A 21,097-nucleotide genomic window follows, 5' to 3' on the forward strand; every position below is an offset into this window, starting at 1 on the left:
GACATGGAGAGGAAAAGTAATAGACGAATAAACAAAGCGTCATTTGGAAATTATTTAATAATTAAGAAACAAGTGTCACGTGGTGTTAATACGTTTTTAAATGTATTACACGCTCAATGGTATCGTGGACTCGATTATCGTCAAATGGCTTAACAATGAAATCCTTTGCCCCAAGCTCTATCGCTTCAAAAACTACCTTTTGTTGCCCCATTGCCGAACACATAATTACGGAAGCTTTAGGATCTAATTCAATAATCTTTTTCATAGCTTCAATACCGTTCATTACAGGCATTGTTATATCCATAATTACAATATCTGGCTCCAATTCTTGATATAGTCGCACAGCTTCTTTGCCGTTTTCTGCTTCTCCAACAATTTCATGATTTTTCTTTTTTAGAATCGAAGCGAGTGCAGCCCGCAAAAAATTAGCGTCATCGACTACAAGTATTTTTGCCATGCCACATTTCCCCCTCACTACTCCGTATCATTAGCAATTGATAAAATAATTGTCATCATTACACCTACAACTGTTAAGTATACACCCAAATCAAATATCATGGCTGTAGCTAACTCAATTTCACCAAATATAGGAAAGTGAAAATAACCATAGGTTTGGGATAAAAAAGGCTGTTGAAAAAGAAAAGAACCAATACCTGTGCCAACAGCGATTGCTAAGCCAGCAGGAATTAATTTCACATAATTAATTGGTAACACCTTTCTTACTTCTTTAAACCCGTAGGACATATTCATTAAAAGAATAGCACCAGCAGTCATAAGGCCTCCAACAAATCCACCACCAGGAGAATTGTGTCCAGCCAATAACAAATACACTGCAAAACCCAGTAGAATAAAGGCAATTAAAGATGCAGTGGTTCGTAAAATAAGATCATTCGTTTTGTACATTTGTATTGCCCCTTTATATAGCAGTTATAGTTTTTATTGTAATATATCACAAGTTAAAAATCCATTAGAAGCCATAAAAACCAAATAATCCTGCTAGATATGAAGTTAGCGCGGTCATCCAATCAAAAAACAAAGCGATCCCCATAAAAATCATGACATAGCCACCAATTTTAACAAGTTTTAAGCTGTGCTTTTTTATCCATTTTAATTTACCAATAAAAAATGATAGTACGAAGAAAGGTACTGAAAAACCAAGTATGTATCCAATCATCATCATCATGCCGGTATTAGGCTCTGTGGCAGCTAATGATAATACGATCCCTAAAATCGGGCCAGTACATGGCGTCCATCCTAAGGAAAATGCTAGACCGATAATAAATGTGCCAATAAATCCTGCAGGGCGATTTTTAAAATTTATTTTTCGATCTTTCATTAAAAAATCAAAATTTAGTATACCAACGATAACTAAACCAAAAAACACGATCACTATAGCACCAATTTGCCGAATTATATCTTGGTACAAAAGCAAAAATTCCGATATACCTGAACTTACAAATCCCATCATAATAAATACGGCAGAAAATCCTAACAAGAAGAACACCGTATGAAATATGCTTTTTGCATTCATCATTTTATTGTCCTCAGCTAACTCATTTACGCTCATACCTGTAATATAGGATAAAAATGCTGGATATAAAGGTAATACACACGGGGATATAAAGGAGAGAAAACCTGCTCCAAAAGCTATGAATATATTTATTTCCGACAAAGGTATACCTCCTCTATTACTAATCAATGTGTCTATTGTATCAAACTGGCAATTGATGTCTAGCAAACATTTTTGACAATTAAGTGAAAACGTTTAAAAACCATAATTATTCATGAAATTTTAACCAATCTTCTATGAGCTTATAGATTACTCAATCACCTGTATTACTTAATTATTAAATTATATAGACTCATCAGAAAGAATTTAGCAGAAGAGAGGATGCTAATGATATCAATGCATAATGAACATATTGTGCTTTAAATGGCACCGTTTTGTATCGCTTAAAAACCTTTTATCATCCTTCTAATAAAAACTTCAATGAAACTAATCATTTGTTTAAACGTATTTTATATAGGGTAATTTCTCATAAATAAACTTGAACACTAAGAACGCAATTTATTAATATAATATAATGCAAAGAGTCAGAGAGGAGTTATGAAAAATTTATTTTATTTGTTGATTTTTGCTATAGTTGTTCAATTTATATTCTCCATCACTTAGAAATTACGAGGAGATATATTAGAAAACTTAAAGTACTTAAAAAAGAAACAATGGTTCCTAGATTATCTTAACCAAGAAAACTATTATGTTCACAACAAAAGAGTCCGTAAAACAATTGCTAATTTTAAAACAAAGAAACTTTAAAGGAAATCCTATTTAATTAAGTGTCAAAATAAACTTCACAAAGTTTAGCTCGGTGAGTCCCGCAACTCAATACGAACTTAAAGAAGCTCTGTAAAATGGACTGGTATGATGTTCACGTCGTCTTCCCTTGTTAAAAGCTCGTTTTTCATAAAATATCACTTTTTCTTAGGTAGCAGAGGAAAATATACTCGCTTTTCGAACGCCCGATCCTCCTCTTAAAGCTCGCTGTGCGATCTCGGTCGCTCGTTTTTCCACAGGAGTCTAGCAATATTTCCCCTGCAATGAGTATCTCAAAATAGAACCTTTTTCACCTCTTGCTGCCATAAAATTTCATGCTTCAAACGTTCAAAGTTTCTTGTGCCAAGTGAATCTCGCTTTAAAATCTTTACTGTATTGTTGATGCCTTTGGTATAACGGAGCCATGAAAGATTGTAAGATCTCTTGTTCCCAACGTAAAAACGTTTTTCTTACGTGGTGAAATGCCTATTCATCCATATTGGAAACACGCATCCATTCCAACATTCCTCCAATTTCTTCTCATCACTTGTTTTTATCCATTTATCTATTTTCCCAACCTAAAGTAATTCTGCTACTTTTACTTTAGGATAACAAAGAGAGGGAGAATAAGTGTATTTTTTGCACACTGTAGGAACTCCATTGCGTTTCAATAGAGGACACTACTACATTTAGTAAAGAGTCATATTAAAAAACCACCTTTTCTGCTTAATTTTTCACAGAAATAAGTGGTTTTAAGGAATTTTAACCCAAAATAATACTAAAAGTGCTAATAAAATTAATCAAACACACTTTTTGATAATGAATAACAACGTCTAAAACCGCTAGAACCCTTGGTATATCAACGTTTTTATTTCCCGGACTGATTGTTCATTGCACGCATCATTTGATTAATTTTCTTTTGGGAAGGTTTTTGACCCATTTGCATCATTAATGTTCGTAACATTTGCTCATTAATCGGTGGATTCTTTTTCATGTAATTCATCATATATTTTCTTGCAAGAAAGAATCCAAGAGCAACACCAATAATTAACGCTGCTACAGCGATTAATACGACCCATATTGTGTCCATGTAAAGCTTTCCTCCTTCGTGTTGTCTCTTAAAACAGTATAGTAAATTAATACTAGGAATACATTGCCTCATTATGTTCTGGTTGACTGTATTCCAAAATTGGTGTTATCCAACCAAAGTTTTGTACATTATCGCCAACGACAAAAAGCATTGGTTGATAACTACGTAATATTGGAAATAGCATTTCCTCAGCAATTTCTAACGTTTCACAATGAAATTTTAATTGTTTTTCACCAATATGTAAAGAAATGCATGCCTTCTTATTATATATACTAACCTTATGCTTGTCTATATTTACAAATAAATTAGCAGAATTAAAACGTTGAATTGTTAGCAAAATTCCTTTATAACAAATAGGGTACGTAATGTAATCAAATTGTCTGCGCAAAACAGAACGATTAGGTTGAGATTTCATTTCCATAAAAAACCGATATAATAAGCTACTTTTATGGAAATAATTCTTAGCTACTTCCTCAGTTAAGTGGTATATAGAATACATGTGCATAGGTATAATCTCTCCGATCTTCCTACTATCATGCAGGATTTTATTAGATACACCTATTATACGTGTTTCAAATTAAAAATACTGTCAGGTTTTAAAGAAAATTACCACTTCTTTTGTCTGTCTTTGGCGATCACTATAATATATTCGATTTAGATAAATAAAATTATTTACTAGAGTAAAAAAAGAGGCTGTTGCACAATCAGGTAATTGATTGTGTAACAGCTTTTTTGTGTATACACAAAAAAACAGACCACAAAGGGTCTGCTCTCATGTATTATTGATTTATGACAAATAAAAGAATAATACAAACCCAGTATACGCAAACTGCAGCAAATTATCAATTATATTTACCGATGGATGTAGAAGAAATGATTCCTATGGATGATTCGGTCCGGCTCCACTGCCTCTTATGTGAAAGGATGGATTATAGAGAACTACTACAGGCATACGCTTCCAAAGGGAGAAAACCAGCAGTCGATCCAGTCATTCTATTTAAGGTCATTACCTACGCAGCCTCGCAAAAAATCTACTCTTCCCGAGGGATAGAAAAAGCATGTCGTCGGGATATCAATTTCCGTTGGCTTCTTCAAGGGTATGGCAGCTCCTGATCATTCTACTATCAGTCGTTTCAAGCAAAAATATCTGACCGATACGGTGATGGAACAGCTCTTCTTTCAACAAGTCGTGTGGCTTTATCAACAAGAAGCGATTACCGGTGAAACCATCTATATCGATGGCACCAAAATCGAAGCGTATGCCAACCGGTATTCTTTCGTATGGAAAAAGGCAATCACCAAACATGAAGCCAAGATGTATACCAAATGGCAAGCCCTGCTGGAACAGATCAATACAACATACTGTCAGATTTTCACTAGTCCTTACGAGACTTTTTTAGAAGATTTGAAAAAAGTGCTTGTTTTCCTAGAGAAAGTAAAAGCGAAAGAAAACATCACGTTCGTTTATGGAAAAGGGAAAAGAAAAACGGTCCTTCAACGTTATCATGAACAAGTAAAGGAAATGCTTCAACGTAAAGAACACTACGATACTTCCAATCAGATTATGGGAGAGAAACGAAACAGTTATTCTAAAATAGACCATAATGCCACGTTTATGCGAATGAAATTAAAGAAGCAAAAACAGACGGCCTATATCAAGCCGCAAAATCATGAACGCAAGAAAAAAGCTTCTTTCAAAAAGAACATCAGACACCGAGAAAACATGGCTTATGATAAAAGCACAGATACCTATACCTGTGCCAATAACCAGCAGCTGCATGCCATTAGAAACTACACGCGAACCTCGCAGACTGGCTATCAATCTCAGGTAACCGTCTACGAATGTGAAGATTGTACAGGTTGTCCGCTCAAAGAAAAATGTACAAAAGCGAAAGGGAATCGCCAACTGCATGTAGCCAAGGAATTTCTGGCATACCGGGAAACAGCGCAAGAAAATATTCTAACAGAAACAGGCACACTGTACCGTATGAATCGTTCCATTCAAGTGGAAGGGACGTTCGGCGTACTGAAGGAAGATTATCATTTGAAGAAATTTCGTACGCGAGGAATAGGTAATGTACGAAACGAACTTTTAATCCTGGCATTTGGTTATAACCTCAATAAAATACATACGAAAATTCAAGCTAATCGCCTAAACCTCTATTATCATCCATTAAAGACAGCTTAAAAAAATAAAAAAAGGCGAGGCTTATTTAAGTGCGTCAAAAACCGATTAAATTTCCTTTTATCACCATAAATAAAATAATGCATCTTAAAACGAGCAATCTCATATATAAAAAGGAGCTGTCAGCAAATGCATATTATGCATTTTGCGACAGCTCCTTTTTTTATTTTATTTAATCAACAAATGATTCTACATGCTTAACTACATTTTCCACGGTAAATCCATATTCTTTCATTACTTTCTCCCCATTTGCAGAGGCTCCAAAAGTATCAATACCAATAATTTTCCCGTGTTCACCTACATATCTTTCCCAACCAAATGGAGACGCCATTTCAATAGCTATCCGATTCTTGACAGTTTGAGGTAGAATTTGTTCCTGGTAGTTTTTATCCTGTGCTTTAAAACGATCCCAAGATGGCATACTTACTACACGAGCTTCTATACCTTTTTCTTTCAGTTCAGCTTGGGCACGAATCGCTAATTGTACTTCCGACCCGGTTGCCAGAAGGATTACATCAGGCGTTTCTTTATTTGCTTCACTAATAATATAAGCACCTTTTTTAACACCCTCATACGCATGTTCTTTCGTACCAGAAAGTGTAGGTAAATTTTGCCTGCTTAACACAAGTGCTGTCGGTGTATCTGTAGATTCTAAAGCTAATCGCCAAGCTGCTTGTGTTTCGTTTGCATCAGCTGGTCGGATAAGCGATAATCCAGGCATTGCTCGTAGTGAAGCAAGCTGTTCAATAGGTTCATGCGTTGGACCATCTTCCCCTACCGCAATAGAATCATGTGTAAACACGTAAGTAACAGGTGTATTCATAATTGATGCAAGACGGATGGAAGGTCGCAAATAGTCACTAAACACAAAGAAAGTACCGGCGAATACATTTAATCCACCGTGTAATGCCATACCATTTAAAGCTGCGCCCATCGCATGCTCTCGTACACCAAACCAAATATTTCTACCAGCATAGTTTTTACGAGAAAAATCATCTTCCCCGTTCATGGTAGTTTTATTTGAGCCAGCTAAATCAGCACTACCACCAAAGAAGTTTGGAACGGTTTTAGCAATAGCGTTCAATACTTTTCCAGAAGATGCCCTTGTAGCTAGTGTATCTTGTTCTGGTTCAAAAACTGGAAGATCTTTGTCCCAATCAGCAGGAAGTTCACCGTTGAGAGCAAGCTCAAACTGCTTAGCTAATTCTGGGTACCTCTCTTTATACATTGCTAGATGTTGATTCCAGTTTTCCTCTTCTTCAACACCTCTTTTAACTATTTTTTGGTTGAAATCTTCATATACTTCTTCGGGCACATAGAAATCTTCTTCATGTGTCCATTTATAAAATTCCTTTGTCAGTTTCACTTCATCTTCACCTAATGGAGCGCCATGTGAAGCTGACGAAGCAGATTTATTTGGAGACCCATACCCAATGATGGTTTTCACTTCAATTAAAGTTGGTTGTTTTTGATTTTCTTGCGCTGCTTTAATAGCTTGTCTAATTTCATTGACATCATTACCATCTTTGACAGTTAATACTTGCCAACCGTACGATGCAAAACGTTTTTCAATATCTTCAGAGAAAGATTTATTTAAATCTCCATCTAAAGAAATATCATTAGAATCATAAAGTGCTATCAATTTACTTAATCCCAGATGTCCTGCTAAAGACGCCGCCTCATGAGAGATACCTTCCATTAGATCGCCATCGCTCACTATTGCATATGTAAAGTGGTCTACAACCGCAATATTTTCTTGATTATATTTAGCAGCCAAATGTGCTTCTGCCATTGCCATACCGACAGCCATACCAATACCTTGTCCTAAAGGTCCAGTAGTTGCTTCTACTCCATCCGTATGATGAACTTCAGGATGTCCAGGAGTCTTAGATCCCCACTGTCGAAAGGATTTTAAATCATCCATAGATACTTGATAACCTGATAAATGTAGTAAACTGTATAATAACATAGACCCATGGCCTGCCGATAAAATAAATCGATCACGATTAAACCATTTTGAATTTTTAGGATTATGGTTCATAAATTCGGTCCATAACGTATAAGCCATTGGCGCTGCCCCCATTGGTAGACCTGGGTGCCCAGAATTTGCATGTTCAATAGCGTCAATAGACAATGTACGGATTGTATTAATAGATTGTTGCTCAATTGTATTTGCCATTTCAGTGTAAACTCCTTTCATAATTATGCCTATATTCATTCTATAATGAAACCTACTTTGCTACAAGTGAAATCATGCACTTATAACAAAATAGGTATTGCTACTTCTTGTTATGCTTTTTTTGTAAATCTTTTACTTTTTTCGGTGTTACATCATTTCCCTCTGGATCAACTACTTTCATTGTTTTAAACTGATTTTTAAAAGATTTTCTTACACTCTGTAAGTATTCCTGGCGTAATTTTTTTTGTTCGTTTTGTTCAGAAATAGTTAGTCCGTCCACTTTGGATTTTCTTGCAAGCTCATTAATACGTTCGATCTTACCTTTTGAGAGCATCCATCTACCCTCCCTCATGCGTATATTTTTATTCTGTTAAATCATAAGTTTTCGGTGACAAAATTGCACTCTCTTTCATTGTACAATAGATGTCATTGATATAAAACAGGTGTGCTTATCAACATGATTCCTTTACAGTACCATATAAAAAAGAGAAGGGCAAAGAACTTGTCCTCCTGAGAATACCTTTATTTTTGTTTGCTTTCATATTCTTGATAGCGTCTATGAACAGTAGCCTTTGATACATTGTAACCTAGACCATTTAATGTATCAGCAATTTCTTTAAACGTCAGACCATTTTGTCGTAAATTAATGACTTCTTCAACAGGAAATTCTAATCTTTGCCTTCCTGGAGCTTCATTTCTATTCGAAAGATTTAAGGTGGGATCATATCCTTTTGCAATTGCCTGCTTCATCCCTCTTTTTATCTTTATATTATGTATTTTGCGTTGATACTCCTCCACAATCCCAACGATCTGCAACACCATGGAATCTGCTTCCGATAACTCTAACTTCCCTCCATGAAAGCTTGTATAAATAGGAATATGTAATTTCAGCAGCTGGTGAAAAAGGGCAATTTTTGTATTCCCCCTACCTAAACGAGTCTCGTCTTGAATCAATAAACAATCTGCCCTTTTTTGAGAAAAAATCTCTAACATCTTAAATATCCCATCTCGATCAATACTATATCCGCTCTCTTGCTCTTGTATACACGCTACCACAGTAAGTTGATATTCAGCTGCCAGTTTAACCAATTCCTGTTTCTGTCTTATTAATGATGTTTCTTGAGTTTCTTTGTCAGTACTTACCCTACAATATACAACTGCCTTCACAATGTTTACTCCTTCTATCATATTAACTCATTATAATAGAATAATATAAGAAACCTAATGTTAATGCAAAAGCTACAAGATAGAATGCGTCTGTTTTGGTCAGTTTTTGAAACATCTAATAGCCCTCCTTATACAATATAGAACTTTTGTTCGCTTTCTACCCCTATTATAACCGAACGCGTGACCTTGTCAAGTGTTTTTCGAACGAATGTTTGCGCGAAGTTTTATCTAATGGTAAACTAAGGTTAATTAATATTATGCGCGAGGTGATAGATTCATGACTAAACTTTCCAAAAGGCAACAAATGATATTAGACTATATAAAAGATGAAGTAATGCAAAAAGGGTATCCACCATCTGTAAGAGAAATTGCCAAGGCTGTGGGTTTAGCGTCTAGCTCGACTGTTCACGGGCATTTAGCTAGAATTGAAGACAAAGGCTATATTAGACGTGACCCTACAAAGCCAAGAGCAATTGAGATCTTACATTTGGAAGAAGAGAATCCTATTCCAAAAGAAGAAGCACTTTATGCGCCTGTTATCGGGAAAGTAACAGCAGGCTTGCCCATAACAGCTGTAGAAAATATTGAAGAATATATTCCGCTTCCTGCAAATACGGCTAATCCTGATGATAGTCTATTTGTTTTAGTAATTGAAGGAGAGAGTATGATTGAAGCTGGAATTTTAGATGGAGATATGGTAATCGTTAAACAGCAAAACACAGCACAAAATAGCGAAATTGTTGTTGCAATGACAGCAGATAATGAAGCAACCGTAAAACGTTTTTTTAAAGAAAAAGATCATATACGATTACAACCAGAAAATGCAACCATGGAGCCGCTTATATACGATAATGTAACCATTTTAGGGAAGGTTATTGGATTGTATCGACATATACACTAAAAAACTGCCAGTTGGCAGTTTTTTTTGTGTATAAATATTGGGTTACTATGAATTTTGTTTTGTCATCATTCCCCCGTATATTAGACAGGACAATAAATATGCACATAGTAAACGGGGCTCTTTTCCTTAATTTGTGATAGATAAAACAATGAATAGCAGTATTCTTCTAGACGCAACTGATGTGTAATGGCATGTTCCTTTGCTTCATTCAATATTTCTTGCATCTTTCTCATATCAGAAAAAGGATTCCCGACAAAATTATAACGAAGTGCTGTTGGAAAACTAATTTTTTTGATATCTTGATCGATACTAGAAATAATGTTAGAGCAATATACTTCTCCTTTTTTAGGATGATGAAAATCTCTTAAGTTGTTTTGATAAACAATCATCGAAGTCTTATTCCAAAAAACATCTTCTTGGGAGTCATACAGATTGGATTCATTAATATTGAAGCCTTTATCATCAGCTGTAAAGTTAAATCCATCACAGGTAAATATATAATTATCCTTAACCACTTCCCACATATTTGGTTTTGTTTGAAAAGAGGCTAGCCTTCTATTTAACTCTTGTAAAAAATAGATTTTTTTATCTAATAACTCTCTCTCTAGCAATAATGTCTCTAAATAACTCTCGTTAAATTTCGATACATCTGTCAAATCTTTATAATCAAGCCAGTTCTTAATTGTTTTTAAAGGTACACCTAATTCACGCAACCAAGTGTTACATTACTAAACTTCAAAGCGTCATTCAAAGAATAATACCTATATTTATTATCTTTAACAACAGAAGGAGTAACTAAATTCTCTTTATCGTAATAGCGCACTGTATCACTAGACACTCCATGAAATTTGGCTATGTCTCCTGTTTTAAAATATTTCTCAGCCATATGTTAAAATCTCCTTTGTTTTGTCTTTAAAAGCGACTAGCATAAGGTACCTCTACTATCTGTAGATGTTATCTAACATACTACAGAATACGTTACAATTCTAAATTTATCAACAGACGAAACGCTACTTAACAAGACAAAAAAGAAGAAGAAATTGAAAAAGACCTGTAATGAACACAAGTCTTTTACTCTAGTAATATAAAAGGTGCCTGCTTGAATTCGTTTATTCAAGACTTGAGGATAACATATGGTATTAAAAACACTTTTATTTTAATTATTCAACAGCTGCGTTGCTTAATTGTGTCAGAATTTCACTATAAGACGGATATGGATGAATTGTATCCTTTAGTTTATGGAAGGGAATATGGAATGTTTTCATAAGTTGCAATTCGCCCAATAACTCACAGGCTCTTTCCCCTAAAATACTTGCTCCAATTATAAATCCATCTTGATCACAAATTATTTTGGCTTCTCCGGTTGTCTTTTGATCAACAACAGCCCTATCTAATTCAGAATAGCTTACTGTATAAACATTAAACTTGTCTTGAAATTTCTCCCTTGCTTCATTTTCAGTCATCCCTGTTCTAGCCAGTTCTGGATGTGTGAAGGTGCACCAAGCTGGGTGTTGCTCTATTGGGGTATGCATTTCTAAAAATGCATGTCGCATTGCCTGTTTAGCTTGAAATCCAGCCATATGAGAAAATAAATAAGGACCAACCACATCTCCTACAGCATAAATGTTGCGAACTGAAGTTTCATTATATTCATTAACTTCAATGCCCTTGTTAGTATAGCGAATCCCCAGATCATCTAAACCAATTTTTTCTATATTCGGCTTTCTACCTAAGGCAAACAATATCTGTTCTGCTTCAATATGTTCAAGTACATCGTTCCTATCTATAGTTAGGGTTGTAGTACAATTTGCTTGTTTTACTTCAAGCGCCTTCGCGGATGTATACAGTTGCACCCCTTCCTCTTCCAACGTACCCTGGAGCTGTTGTGCTAAGCCTTTTTCCTCTCTAAATAAAATACGGTCAGCCATTTCAACTAGTTTTACTTGCACTCCTAAACGTTGAAAAGCTTGCGTTAATTCAACACCAATAGGGCCACCCCCTACAACGATTAGATTGTTTGGTAAATCTTCAAGTTGAAAGACGTTCTCATTTGTTAAATAGTTAACCTGATTAATTCCTTTAATAGAAGGAATAAGAGCTCTTGATCCAGTGGCAATAACTATTTTTTCAGCAGTAATGGTTTCATGAGCTACACGTATGCTGTGTTGATCGTTAATTTTCGCATCACCTTGAATATATTCAATACCTGCAGCTTGTAATTGCTCTACTGCCTCCGCTTGATGCGCTTTTTCTATTAATTGACGAACTTTACTCATTATTTGCTTCCCGTCTACTTCAATGTTGGCATATTTTTTCGCCGCATGAATTTCATCAGCAAGTTGAATAAGTGCTTTACTTGGAATACAACCCGCCCAAGTACATTCTCCACCTGGCTTATATTTGTCAACTAATACAACTTTTTTTCCCATACTAATTGCTTCCATAGCGGTGTTTAGACCACCTGCTCCTGCACCAATTATTGCTACATCATATGTGAACATTGTACAACTACTCCTTTATCTATAGTTACTATGTTTGTAAGTATAAACTATGGAACGATTCCAGAGTCAATACGTATTGCCATACTCCGGCTTACAAAACTGGATACACAGAAATCTGTAGTTCACTCGAATCTGGTTTCTTGCGTTATATTTAGGTTTTACTTTGTATGGAAATCACAAGGATCATCCGAAGTGTAGTAGCATATTTTTCCACTCGGTATAAAAGTATGCGCAACCCACCTATACTTCGTCGTGTGTCACCTTCCAGCGCTCCCCTTTCTTGATAATATTTTAAACAAGGTATAGAATGCGAAACCGTCTTATTTTACAATAAGTAAAGTAACTATTCGCCCTTTACCGTCTAATGAACTAATGTTTATAGGAAATATTAACTAAAATATTTTTTTTGATCTCTTTCCTCTTTTAAAATTTCTACAGCCTCTCTAAAACGTTGTGAATGTATAATTTCTCTTTCCCTTAAAAATTTCAAGCTATCGTTTAAATCAGGATCATCGGACATATCAATAATCCATTGATATGTCGCCCGCGCCTTTTCTTCCGCAGCAATATCTTCATACAAATCGGCAATAGGATCTCCTTTTGCCTGGATATAAGTGGCAGTGAATGGAGCGCCTGCTGCATTATGGTAGAACAACGCTCTATCGTGATTAACAAAATGTTCACCAAGACCAGCCTGCTTTAATTGTTCGGGAGTTGCATCTTTCGTTAATTTATAAATCATCGTTGCAATCATTTCCAGATGCGCAAATTCTTCAGTTCCAATGTCATTTAAAAGTCCTACTACTTTATCTGGTATAGTGTAACGTTGGTTTAAATAACGAAGTGCAGCAGCAAGTTCTCCATCTGCTCCTCCATATTGTTCAACGAGAAATTTTGCCAACATTGGATTACAAGTACTGACCTTTACTGGGTATTGTAGCTTTTTTTCATAATACCACATCTTGGCTTCCTCCTATCCAAAATGATATGATATATAATTTTAAACTTGCCATGGCCAAGGGGTATCTTTCCAATTCCATGGATAGTCAGAAAAACTTTTTCCAAAATGCATAAGTGGTCCAAATTTCTTTTCAAAGTCCATTTTTAATTGCATCGTTTCCTTTGATAAATTATTAAATTGTTGAATAGCTTCAAAATCGTTAGGATGGGTATCTAAATAAAGGTTTAAATCAACTAGGACAAAATCGTTTGCTTGAATTTCTTCGAGCAGCCGATAATATTCGGGAGGCATTTGCTTATTCACCTTGTTCGTCTCCTTTATGAGGGTTTGGATAAGGACTATATAATTGAGGCCAAAGTGTACCATGATAGAGTGCTTCTTTTGGAGTGTTAAATTGTTTTAATCCATATGGTTGAAACCCCATATATAATTGAGGTGGAGTAGCATAACTTTTCACTTTACTGGGTTTACATGGATCATACGGACTTATATAAGGTTTCCAATATTTATATTGTGTGAACATAATTGTCTCCTTTCTTTATCTTCTATTTTATATATATGATTGTTACTTGCATTTATTCTTATTAATGATGCAGACAAAATGTACACTACCAAAGTTTAGCAGGTGCCTCAACATAGATAAATACAAATAAAGTTGATATAAATCTCCCATTAAGACTCTATGAAACAAAGAAACGAAGCACTAATATGCTTCGTCACCATACAACATTTCGTAATTCTTTTTCTTCATTACCAGTTTTCAGCACCCCATCTGATTGCGCTTTCAAGATAATGCTGTTTACGTTGTCTAAATTTATTATTGTATTTTTACTTTTGTACCAATTAGAATCATAGCGCTTTAAACTAAAGAAAAAATCATTTTTACTTTCTCGCTCCTCCTCTGTAACAACTTCAGTACCATCTGTCATATGAAACGTGATTATATATTTTTTCACTCCTTACACCTCCTTTATTTCTATAATATGATAAAATTAATAAATTTTCTCGTTTTACACCTTATCGTAAAATGAGCATTAAAATAAAGCTTCTTTTCATTACATAAAATAATCACTACAAAATTCACTTTATGTACTTACCATCGTAACCTAACTATTTTTTTGATTCAATTCAATCTAAACGTGCATAATCTATTTTTGTTCTGCTACTATAAATGCTAATTTTTAAGTATGTACAAAAACGTTCATTTACCGTACGCATTTTTGATTCCCAGTGTATATTACAACTGATAGGCCAGCACTTGTAGTAGCTGGCTTTTGGCTACCAAATCTATGCGAGTATAGGTCATCATGTCAAGTTGTAATTATTCATGTACATGTAAAGATTAGCACGCTTTAAGCGAAAGCGTACATACTTAGACAAGCAAAAAACCACATTTTGAAAGAGAGATATGTGCTAAGAAGAAAACCCTTCCACCGTCCTTGCTAAGCTTGTTAGTATCCTAGAAATATCCGAATTATAGTGATATTCTATAGAGTAAAAAGTACTCCCACCTATTGTTGTGCATCAATGTTTAATAAAATTTTCAAATAATGCTCCCCTTTCTTATTTTAGGAAACGACATCTTAAAGAAATATGTCCCCTACCTTCGTTTTCGCTATGTCAATATTTACATGGTTAATAGAATGAATTTAACAGTTAGGTTATTACTGATACGAGTAACTTTTTTTACTATTCTACTCTAACGTATTTATTACTTGCTGTAACATAATAAATTGCGCCTTTACTATTTTTGACCTTATACTGTTAGCCATTACCGACTTTTAATTTGTTAACAATGGTCGGAAAACCTTCCCCTTTGTTTAGATGGCCAACAACATATATATCCGTCCAAGAAGGTTGATTATAAAAACGGAGATGACCATCGTGAATAGATTCTACTCGTCTACCAATAAAGTCAACATGTATATTCATTAATTTATTAGGGTGCCCTTGTAAATCTCTTTTGTGCACCTAAAAATAAATTTCTTGAAGAAGTACTTTGTTTGGCTCGACCTGTTGCACCTTGTACCACTTTCCTTGCTCAAAGGCCTTAGCTGAAGCATCCTCAAAGCTAGACTAAACTCATTCTTCTATCCTAAATATTTCGTCCTTATCTTCATTGAATTGATTTGCTACATAATTTCTTATTATTTCTTCCGTTACCGTTCCTACGGTGGCACAAAAATATCCTCTTGCCCACAGGTGCTGCCCCCAATATCTCTTTTTGAGTTCTGGAAACTCATCCTGCAATAATCTCGATGATCTTCCTTTTAGATACTAATATTTTACTTGGAGCAATACTTGGAGGACAAGATAATAATAAATGAATGTGATCTTTCCCAACACTTCCTTGCAATATGGTAATCCCTCTGGCTTCACAACTTTTTCTTATCAAATCACGCACTCTCACCGCTATGTGACCGCCCAAAACCTTATATCTATACTTTGTCACCCATATGACATGATACTTGATATTCTACACAGCATGACTATTTTTCTATATCCATCCATACTTTCACCTCTTCACTTCGTATGGACAAAAAAGGTAAGGCTAAAAGCGGACACCGTCTTTAGACGGTGGAGTTAGACCATGCATTTGTAAGTTAAAAATAAAGTAGGTAACTATTAAAAATGCACACATATATAATAAAATAAAAGAAAAAGGTATGAATGACTTTGAGGATCATATGAGTATTTTCTAGATGAATGATTCTCTTTTTCTGGGTAATCTCTGGGCATTCACCCAGAGACCAACAAGCTATGATTTGATACACCAAAAAACCCTCGACACCAATAGTGCCAAGGGCTTCCGCTATTAATAAGTTCTTAAATATTGCTCTCTTTCCCACGGGTGTACTTGTGTTTTAAACATTTCCCATTCGATTTCCTTTGCTTCAACAAAGTGTTCGAAAAGGTGTTCACCTAAGGAATTTACAATAACTTCACTTTTCTTTAATTCTTCTAATGCGTCCGCTAAGGTGCTAGGTAAATCGTGAACACCATTTTCTTCACGTTCTTCTTTAGACATCACATAAATATTACGATCAACTGCTGGTGGCGGAGTCATTTCATTTTCGATACCGTCTAAGCCAGCTGCTAGTAAAGAGGCAAGTGCTAAATATGGATTTGCTGATGGATCCACACTACGAGCTTCTACACGCGTGCTAATACCACGAGAATTTGGAATCCGCATGAGACAACTTCGATTTGCACCAGACCAAGCAATATAACTAGGAGCTTCATAACCAGGAACTAGACGTTTATAGGAATTAACGGTTGGGTTTGTAATCGCTGTGAAGCTACCAGCATGTTTAATAATACCCGAAATAAATTGAAAAGCCGTCTTACTTAACCCCATATCACCGTCTTTATCATAAAATGCATTTTCTCCATTTTTAAATAACGACATATTCACGTGCATGCCGGAGCCATTCACTCCAAATAATGGTTTCGGCATGAAGGTTGCGTGCAAATTATGCTTACGGGCAATTGTTTTTACAACCAATTTAAACGTTTGAATATCATCTGCATGCTTTACCGCATCTGAATATTTAAAATCAATTTCATGTTGACCAGGAGCAACTTCGTGGTGGGAAGCTTCAATTTCAAAACCCATTTCTTCTAATTCAAGAACGATGTCTCTACGGCAGTTCTCCCCTAAGTCTGTTGGTGCAAGATCAAAATAGCCTCCGTGATCGTTTAATTCCATAGAGGGATCGCCTTTTTCATCTAGCTTAAAGAGGAAAAATTCAGGTTCAGTCCCAATATTAAAAGCATCAAAACCTAACTCTTCCATTTTCTTTAAATTTCGTTTTAAATTGTAACGTGGATCACCTTCGAAAGGAGTCCCATCCGTTTTGTAAATATCACAAATAAAGCGAGCTACTTTTCCTTTTTCTGATGTCCAAGGAAAAACAACAAACGTATCCAAGTCTGGGTACAAATACATATCAGACTCCTCAATGCGTACAAATCCTTCAATGGAAGAGCCGTCAAACATCATCTTATTATCTAAAGCCTTACCTAATTGACTAAGTGGAATCTCCACGTTTTTAATGGTCCCCAACATATCCGTAAACTGCAAACGGATAAAACGGACGTTTTCCTCCTTAATGCGTTTTACTACATCTTCTCTTGTATAAGTGCTTCCCATACTTTGTCCTCCTATTTCAATTTTATTTATTTGAATAGGAAAACAAATAGATAGTAATAACGTATATGAAATTCATAACTACACACCACCAATTCAATGTTTCCCTTGCCTAGTGAAATTTAATAAAATTTATAACATTCCAACATTTCACATTTTTAATTGGTTGGTTCGTTTTATTACATCACGTACTAATATCCATTTGTTTCCCTAAACGAACCAAATTGTAAAGTTACTTTTTATAAAAACTTGGCTTATCGCCAAATTTTACGGTGAAGCCTTCGTTTACTTATACTAAAAAACTTATATAGCTATAGCGCAAGATACATAACGGGTAACTTTAGCATAAGGATACGTTTAACGGCTAAAAAACCTAGCAAGGTCTCCCTGACGCAAATTAGCTTTTTTATGAGCGCTTGGCTCATTTAATTCTTGCCTTAGAATCCTCCGCAACTCCTTGTCAGATATCTGAGAGGATTCAGTCATTTTTAGTTGTGAAACTTGTTTCGTTTCATCTTCATTCAACAGTAGTTTAATGCCGGCAATATTTAGCCCCTTATCCAAATAATCTTTAATCTCAAGCAGTCGATCAACATCATTAAACGAAAATAATCGCTGATTTCCAGTGGTTCTTTCTGGATGAATTAAACTGTGCTCTTCATAATACCTTATTTGCCTAGCTGTTAATTCGGTAAGCTTCATTACAATGCCGATTGCAAATAGAGGCATGGAACGACGATCTTTATCATTCAATTCATGACCCCCTAATTCATAATACTTTTTCATTATATGTCATGTAATCTAACATGTCAATATCATGTAAGGTTTTCTAACACTAACGAAAGCATTTTTTAAAATTTACATGCTACGATTCTTTTTTTCTTCCATCCTAAACCTTAATCGCTTCACCCGTTATTGAAGGTGAAGCGGTATGATTCATTATTAATATTGTTTAGTTATCAATCGCACAAAGATAAATTTGAACGACTATTTATTTAAAGTCATATTACTGAGCTTCTCTAACGATTCTGTAATGGCTATCTTTACATGGGCATACGTTAGCCCACCTTGAATAAACGCTACATAAGGGGGGCGTAGCGGGCCATCAGCAGACAACTCAATACTTGCCCCTTGGATAAACGTTCCTGCTGCCATAATTACTTCGTCCTCATACCCAGGCATTTTGCTTGGAAATGGTTTCACATAAGCATTTACTGGTGAATGTTCTTGAATCGCTTGGCAAAACATAATCATGTTTTCTCTATTGTGAAATGTTACCGATTGAATCAAATCTGTACGCTCTGCTTTATAATGTGGCGATGTTGTGTAGCCGGCCAATTCCATTAGTCTTGAAGTAAAAACAGCTCCCTTAAGAGCTTCACCAACTACATGAGGAGCGAGGAAAAAGCCTTGAAACATTTCTTGTAGCATGTGAAATGTTGCGCCAGTCTCTTTTCCAAGTCCTGGTGCAGTTAGACGGTTGGCGCATTGGTGAATAAGTGATTCTTTTCCAACAATATAGCCTCCCGCTCGAACAATACCGCCACCGGGATTTTTAATTAAAGACCCAGCAATAACATCCGCTCCTACATGTAGTGGTTCCATCTCTTCGACGAATTCGCCGTAACAATTATCAACAAACACGATGACTTCAGGAAGAATGGACTTCACAAAGTTCACCATTTCCTCCATCTCTGTTATCGTAAATGAAGGCCTATCATCATATCCCTTGGAGCGTTGTATGCCAATTACTTTTGTTTTTTTATTCATTGCTTGCTTAATAGCTTCAAAGTTCACCTTACCGTTCTTTAATAGATCAACATGCTGATAAATAATTTGAAAATCACGTAAGGATCCTTCAGCTTTACCACGAATACCGATTACTTCTTCTAAAGTATCATAAGGCTTACCAGTAATATACAATAGTTCATCACCAGGACGCAGTATACCAAATAGAGCCGTTGTAATAGCGTGCGTACCAGAAACTATTTGAGGTCTTACAAGTGCATCTTCTCCTCCAAATACTTCAGCATAAACACTTTCCAGCACTTCTCGTCCCCTATCATCATATCCATAGCCGCTTGTTGACTGAAAATGACTATCACTCACACAGTTGTTTCGAAAAGCTTGCATTACACGTCTTTGATTTTTCTCAGCTACGTTGTTGATCTTTGTATATTGTGGTTTACAATCTTCTTCCGCTTGTCTTGCTAATAAATCTGTCATGTAGTTACTCCTCTAAAAGTCGGTTTAATGCTATTCCTTTTCGCATATATCCGTTTAATTTGTATACTTGTTCATCTTCTGAAAACATCTTTGATTCAATAATACTCTCGTGTTCCAATTGTTGTAATAACTTGCCCTGATCCGGTCTTAGTGTTAGAGAATAAAATGACCAATCAGCTTTTAGTAGGGCTTCCAGTTTATGTAGTAACTGTTGTACATCTTCTGTCTGATAAGCACTCATAAACATATAAGGATGGTTCATTGGTATAACACCTTGCACCCATTTATCTTTCTTATTATAAATTGTAAGCATTGGAATCGTATCAGCTTGAAGTTCTTGTAATAATTGCAAAACAGTATCCTGTTGCTGATTTAAATCAAGATGGGAGCCATCAACCAAATGAATAAGAAAATTAGCTTCTTTTACTTCCTCTAATGTTGATTTAAAAGCGGCAATTAAAGAAGTCGGCAAATCTTGTAAGAATCCAACGGTATCCGTAACAAGTACATTCATTCCTGATGGAAGTTGAATTTGCCTCGTTAACGGGTCAAGTGTGGCAAACAATTGATCTTCCTCTAATGAAGTACTATTTGTGAGTTGGTTAAAAAGCGTTGACTTTCCTGCATTTGTATAACCAACAATTGCAATTTGCAAGACGTCATTTGTCTTTCTTCGCTTACGATATTGTTCCCTTTGCTTAGCGACCGTTTGTAAACGCTGCTTTATATCATGGATACGTCTACGAATATGCCGCTGATCGGTCTCTAATTTTGTTTCACCAGGGCCTCTTGTTCCAATCCCACCTCCTAATTTTGACAACGCTGTCCCTTGCCCTCTTAATCTAGGTAGTAAATACTCTAGTTGAGCTAATTCAACTTGTAATTTTCCTTCTTTTGTTCTAGCACGTTGAGCAAAAATATCTAAAATCAATTGGCTTCGATCAATCGTTCGAACACCGAAAGCTTGACTCATATTTCGAAGTTGGATTGGTGATAATTCATCATTTGCAATGACTAAATCCACTTGATCTTCCTGAATAGAAGCATTTACTTCTTCTAATTTTCCAGAGCCAATATATGTACCAGGGTGAATGTTATCTCTATTTTGGGTAAATATTTGAATAACATCTCCACCAGCAGTCTTACTCAATGAATTTAATTCGGCTAGGGACGATTCAAAATGATGATTTGTTTGTTTCGGTTGCTTTACTGCAATAATGATTACTTTTTCATTCACTACAAACAGAACCTCTTTTCTTCATGCAATTCTTTACCAACTATCATAACAAATCTTAAGCAAATCCCCAAAATTAACATCTTCTGCAACTCTTCTTCATAAAAGCAACTGCATATCAGATAAAGGTAACTTTCCTATACAACATGAAAGGCGCTGCATAGATCTCACCTTAAATATCTGAGGAAC

The 21,097-nt window shown here is 35.5% G+C and carries 23 protein-coding genes and 1 pseudogene; 3 read left to right on the forward strand and 21 right to left on the reverse strand.

Annotated elements, in window-relative coordinates; translation table 11 throughout:
• Nucleotides 1-85: 85 nt before the first annotated feature.
• The 5 genes from B2C77_RS11665 to sirA form a co-directional block, all read right to left on the reverse strand.
• Nucleotides 86-457 carry a response regulator gene (locus B2C77_RS11665; protein ID WP_077703843.1) on the reverse strand — a complete coding sequence of 124 codons (372 nt, stop codon included), beginning with the start codon at nucleotides 455-457 and terminating at the stop codon, nucleotides 86-88.
• A gap of 17 nt (nucleotides 458-474) precedes the next feature.
• On the reverse strand, nucleotides 475-903 hold the full coding sequence (locus tag B2C77_RS11670) for a Na(+)/H(+) antiporter subunit B (RefSeq protein ID WP_077703846.1): 429 nt from the start codon (nucleotides 901-903) through the stop codon (nucleotides 475-477).
• Between the two features lie 64 nt (nucleotides 904-967).
• The gene (locus B2C77_RS11675; protein ID WP_077703849.1) at nucleotides 968-1,672 is read right to left on the reverse strand and encodes a cytochrome c biogenesis CcdA family protein; all 705 of its coding nucleotides are present in this window, start codon (nucleotides 1,670-1,672) and stop codon (nucleotides 968-970) included.
• Between the two features lie 1,510 nt (nucleotides 1,673-3,182).
• Nucleotides 3,183-3,404 (reverse strand): YneF family protein, encoded by a 222-nt coding sequence (locus B2C77_RS11680; RefSeq protein WP_050352841.1) that lies wholly within the window; start codon nucleotides 3,402-3,404, stop codon nucleotides 3,183-3,185.
• A gap of 52 nt (nucleotides 3,405-3,456) precedes the next feature.
• Nucleotides 3,457-3,909 (reverse strand): sporulation inhibitor of replication protein SirA, encoded by a 453-nt coding sequence (gene sirA, locus B2C77_RS11685; protein ID WP_077703851.1) that lies wholly within the window; start codon nucleotides 3,907-3,909, stop codon nucleotides 3,457-3,459.
• A gap of 284 nt (nucleotides 3,910-4,193) precedes the next feature.
• Between sirA and B2C77_RS21875 the strand changes: the two genes are divergently transcribed.
• The gene (locus B2C77_RS21875) at nucleotides 4,194-4,517 is read left to right on the forward strand and encodes a transposase (RefSeq protein WP_217697386.1); all 324 of its coding nucleotides are present in this window, start codon (nucleotides 4,194-4,196) and stop codon (nucleotides 4,515-4,517) included.
• Nucleotides 4,504-5,592: a transposase gene (locus tag B2C77_RS11690; RefSeq protein ID WP_217697387.1), complete on the forward strand. Its 1,089-nt coding sequence runs from the start codon at nucleotides 4,504-4,506 to the stop codon at nucleotides 5,590-5,592. The genes B2C77_RS21875 and B2C77_RS11690 overlap by 14 nt, the downstream gene beginning before the upstream one ends.
• A gap of 169 nt (nucleotides 5,593-5,761) precedes the next feature.
• Here the strand turns inward: B2C77_RS11690 and tkt are convergent, their stop codons facing one another.
• From tkt to B2C77_RS11705, 3 genes are all read right to left on the reverse strand, one after another.
• Nucleotides 5,762-7,768 carry a transketolase gene (tkt, locus tag B2C77_RS11695; protein ID WP_077703854.1) on the reverse strand — a complete coding sequence of 669 codons (2,007 nt, stop codon included), beginning with the start codon at nucleotides 7,766-7,768 and terminating at the stop codon, nucleotides 5,762-5,764.
• Between the two features lie 100 nt (nucleotides 7,769-7,868).
• Nucleotides 7,869-8,102, reverse strand: coding sequence for a DUF896 domain-containing protein (locus B2C77_RS11700; RefSeq protein ID WP_077703857.1), 234 nt, complete (start codon nucleotides 8,100-8,102; stop codon nucleotides 7,869-7,871).
• A 188-nt stretch (nucleotides 8,103-8,290) separates the two neighbouring features.
• Nucleotides 8,291-8,935, reverse strand: a complete 645-nt coding sequence (locus tag B2C77_RS11705; RefSeq protein WP_077703860.1) for a YneB family resolvase-like protein — start codon at nucleotides 8,933-8,935, stop codon at nucleotides 8,291-8,293.
• Nucleotides 8,936-9,212: 277 nt separating this feature from the next.
• On the opposite strand from B2C77_RS11705, the gene lexA reads away from it, so the two are divergent.
• Nucleotides 9,213-9,836, forward strand: coding sequence for a transcriptional repressor LexA (gene lexA / locus B2C77_RS11710; protein ID WP_077703863.1), 624 nt, complete (start codon nucleotides 9,213-9,215; stop codon nucleotides 9,834-9,836).
• Nucleotides 9,837-9,916: 80 nt separating this feature from the next.
• Here lexA and B2C77_RS11715 read toward each other — a convergent pair whose 3' ends face one another.
• From B2C77_RS11715 to hflX, 13 genes and pseudogenes are all read right to left on the reverse strand, one after another.
• On the reverse strand, nucleotides 9,917-10,549 hold the full coding sequence (locus tag B2C77_RS11715; protein WP_077703866.1) for a hypothetical protein: 633 nt from the start codon (nucleotides 10,547-10,549) through the stop codon (nucleotides 9,917-9,919).
• The gene (locus B2C77_RS11720) at nucleotides 10,537-10,722 is read right to left on the reverse strand and encodes a MerR family DNA-binding transcriptional regulator (RefSeq protein WP_077703869.1); all 186 of its coding nucleotides are present in this window, start codon (nucleotides 10,720-10,722) and stop codon (nucleotides 10,537-10,539) included. The genes B2C77_RS11715 and B2C77_RS11720 overlap by 13 nt, the downstream gene beginning before the upstream one ends.
• A 274-nt stretch (nucleotides 10,723-10,996) precedes the next feature.
• Nucleotides 10,997-12,337 (reverse strand): dihydrolipoyl dehydrogenase family protein, encoded by a 1,341-nt coding sequence (locus tag B2C77_RS11725; RefSeq protein WP_077703872.1) that lies wholly within the window; start codon nucleotides 12,335-12,337, stop codon nucleotides 10,997-10,999.
• A gap of 388 nt (nucleotides 12,338-12,725) precedes the next feature.
• The gene (locus tag B2C77_RS11730; protein WP_077703875.1) at nucleotides 12,726-13,298 is read right to left on the reverse strand and encodes a manganese catalase family protein; all 573 of its coding nucleotides are present in this window, start codon (nucleotides 13,296-13,298) and stop codon (nucleotides 12,726-12,728) included.
• Between the two features lie 39 nt (nucleotides 13,299-13,337).
• Nucleotides 13,338-13,589: a spore coat protein CotJB gene (locus B2C77_RS11735; RefSeq protein ID WP_077706897.1), complete on the reverse strand. Its 252-nt coding sequence runs from the start codon at nucleotides 13,587-13,589 to the stop codon at nucleotides 13,338-13,340.
• Nucleotides 13,590-13,593: 4 nt separating this feature from the next.
• The gene (locus tag B2C77_RS11740) at nucleotides 13,594-13,821 is read right to left on the reverse strand and encodes a spore coat associated protein CotJA (RefSeq protein WP_077703878.1); all 228 of its coding nucleotides are present in this window, start codon (nucleotides 13,819-13,821) and stop codon (nucleotides 13,594-13,596) included.
• A 193-nt stretch (nucleotides 13,822-14,014) separates the two neighbouring features.
• A complete protein-coding gene (locus B2C77_RS11745) occupies nucleotides 14,015-14,254 on the reverse strand; it encodes a hypothetical protein (RefSeq protein WP_077703881.1) in 240 nt (79 codons plus the stop codon).
• An 808-nt stretch (nucleotides 14,255-15,062) separates the two neighbouring features.
• Nucleotides 15,063-15,269, reverse strand: coding sequence for a hypothetical protein (locus B2C77_RS22515; protein ID WP_331805997.1), 207 nt, complete (start codon nucleotides 15,267-15,269; stop codon nucleotides 15,063-15,065).
• 111 nt (nucleotides 15,270-15,380) lie between these two features.
• Nucleotides 15,381-15,771: pseudogene (gene tnpA / locus B2C77_RS11755) on the reverse strand (IS200/IS605 family transposase).
• 342 nt (nucleotides 15,772-16,113) lie between these two features.
• Nucleotides 16,114-17,451 carry a type I glutamate--ammonia ligase gene (glnA, locus tag B2C77_RS11760; RefSeq protein WP_077703884.1) on the reverse strand — a complete coding sequence of 446 codons (1,338 nt, stop codon included), beginning with the start codon at nucleotides 17,449-17,451 and terminating at the stop codon, nucleotides 16,114-16,116.
• Between the two features lie 354 nt (nucleotides 17,452-17,805).
• The gene (locus B2C77_RS11765) at nucleotides 17,806-18,177 is read right to left on the reverse strand and encodes a MerR family transcriptional regulator (protein ID WP_438272976.1); all 372 of its coding nucleotides are present in this window, start codon (nucleotides 18,175-18,177) and stop codon (nucleotides 17,806-17,808) included.
• A gap of 258 nt (nucleotides 18,178-18,435) precedes the next feature.
• Entirely contained in the window at nucleotides 18,436-19,674 is a 1,239-nt protein-coding gene (locus B2C77_RS11770) for a methionine gamma-lyase family protein (RefSeq protein ID WP_077703890.1), read from the reverse strand.
• 4 nt (nucleotides 19,675-19,678) lie between these two features.
• Nucleotides 19,679-20,911 (reverse strand): GTPase HflX, encoded by a 1,233-nt coding sequence (hflX, locus tag B2C77_RS11775; protein WP_077703893.1) that lies wholly within the window; start codon nucleotides 20,909-20,911, stop codon nucleotides 19,679-19,681.
• Between the last annotated feature and the right edge of the window lie 186 nt (nucleotides 20,912-21,097).

Origin of the sequence: Virgibacillus dokdonensis (assembly GCF_900166595.1) — a bacterium.
In the GTDB taxonomy this organism is placed as follows: domain Bacteria; phylum Bacillota; class Bacilli; order Bacillales; family Amphibacillaceae; genus Virgibacillus; species Virgibacillus dokdonensis.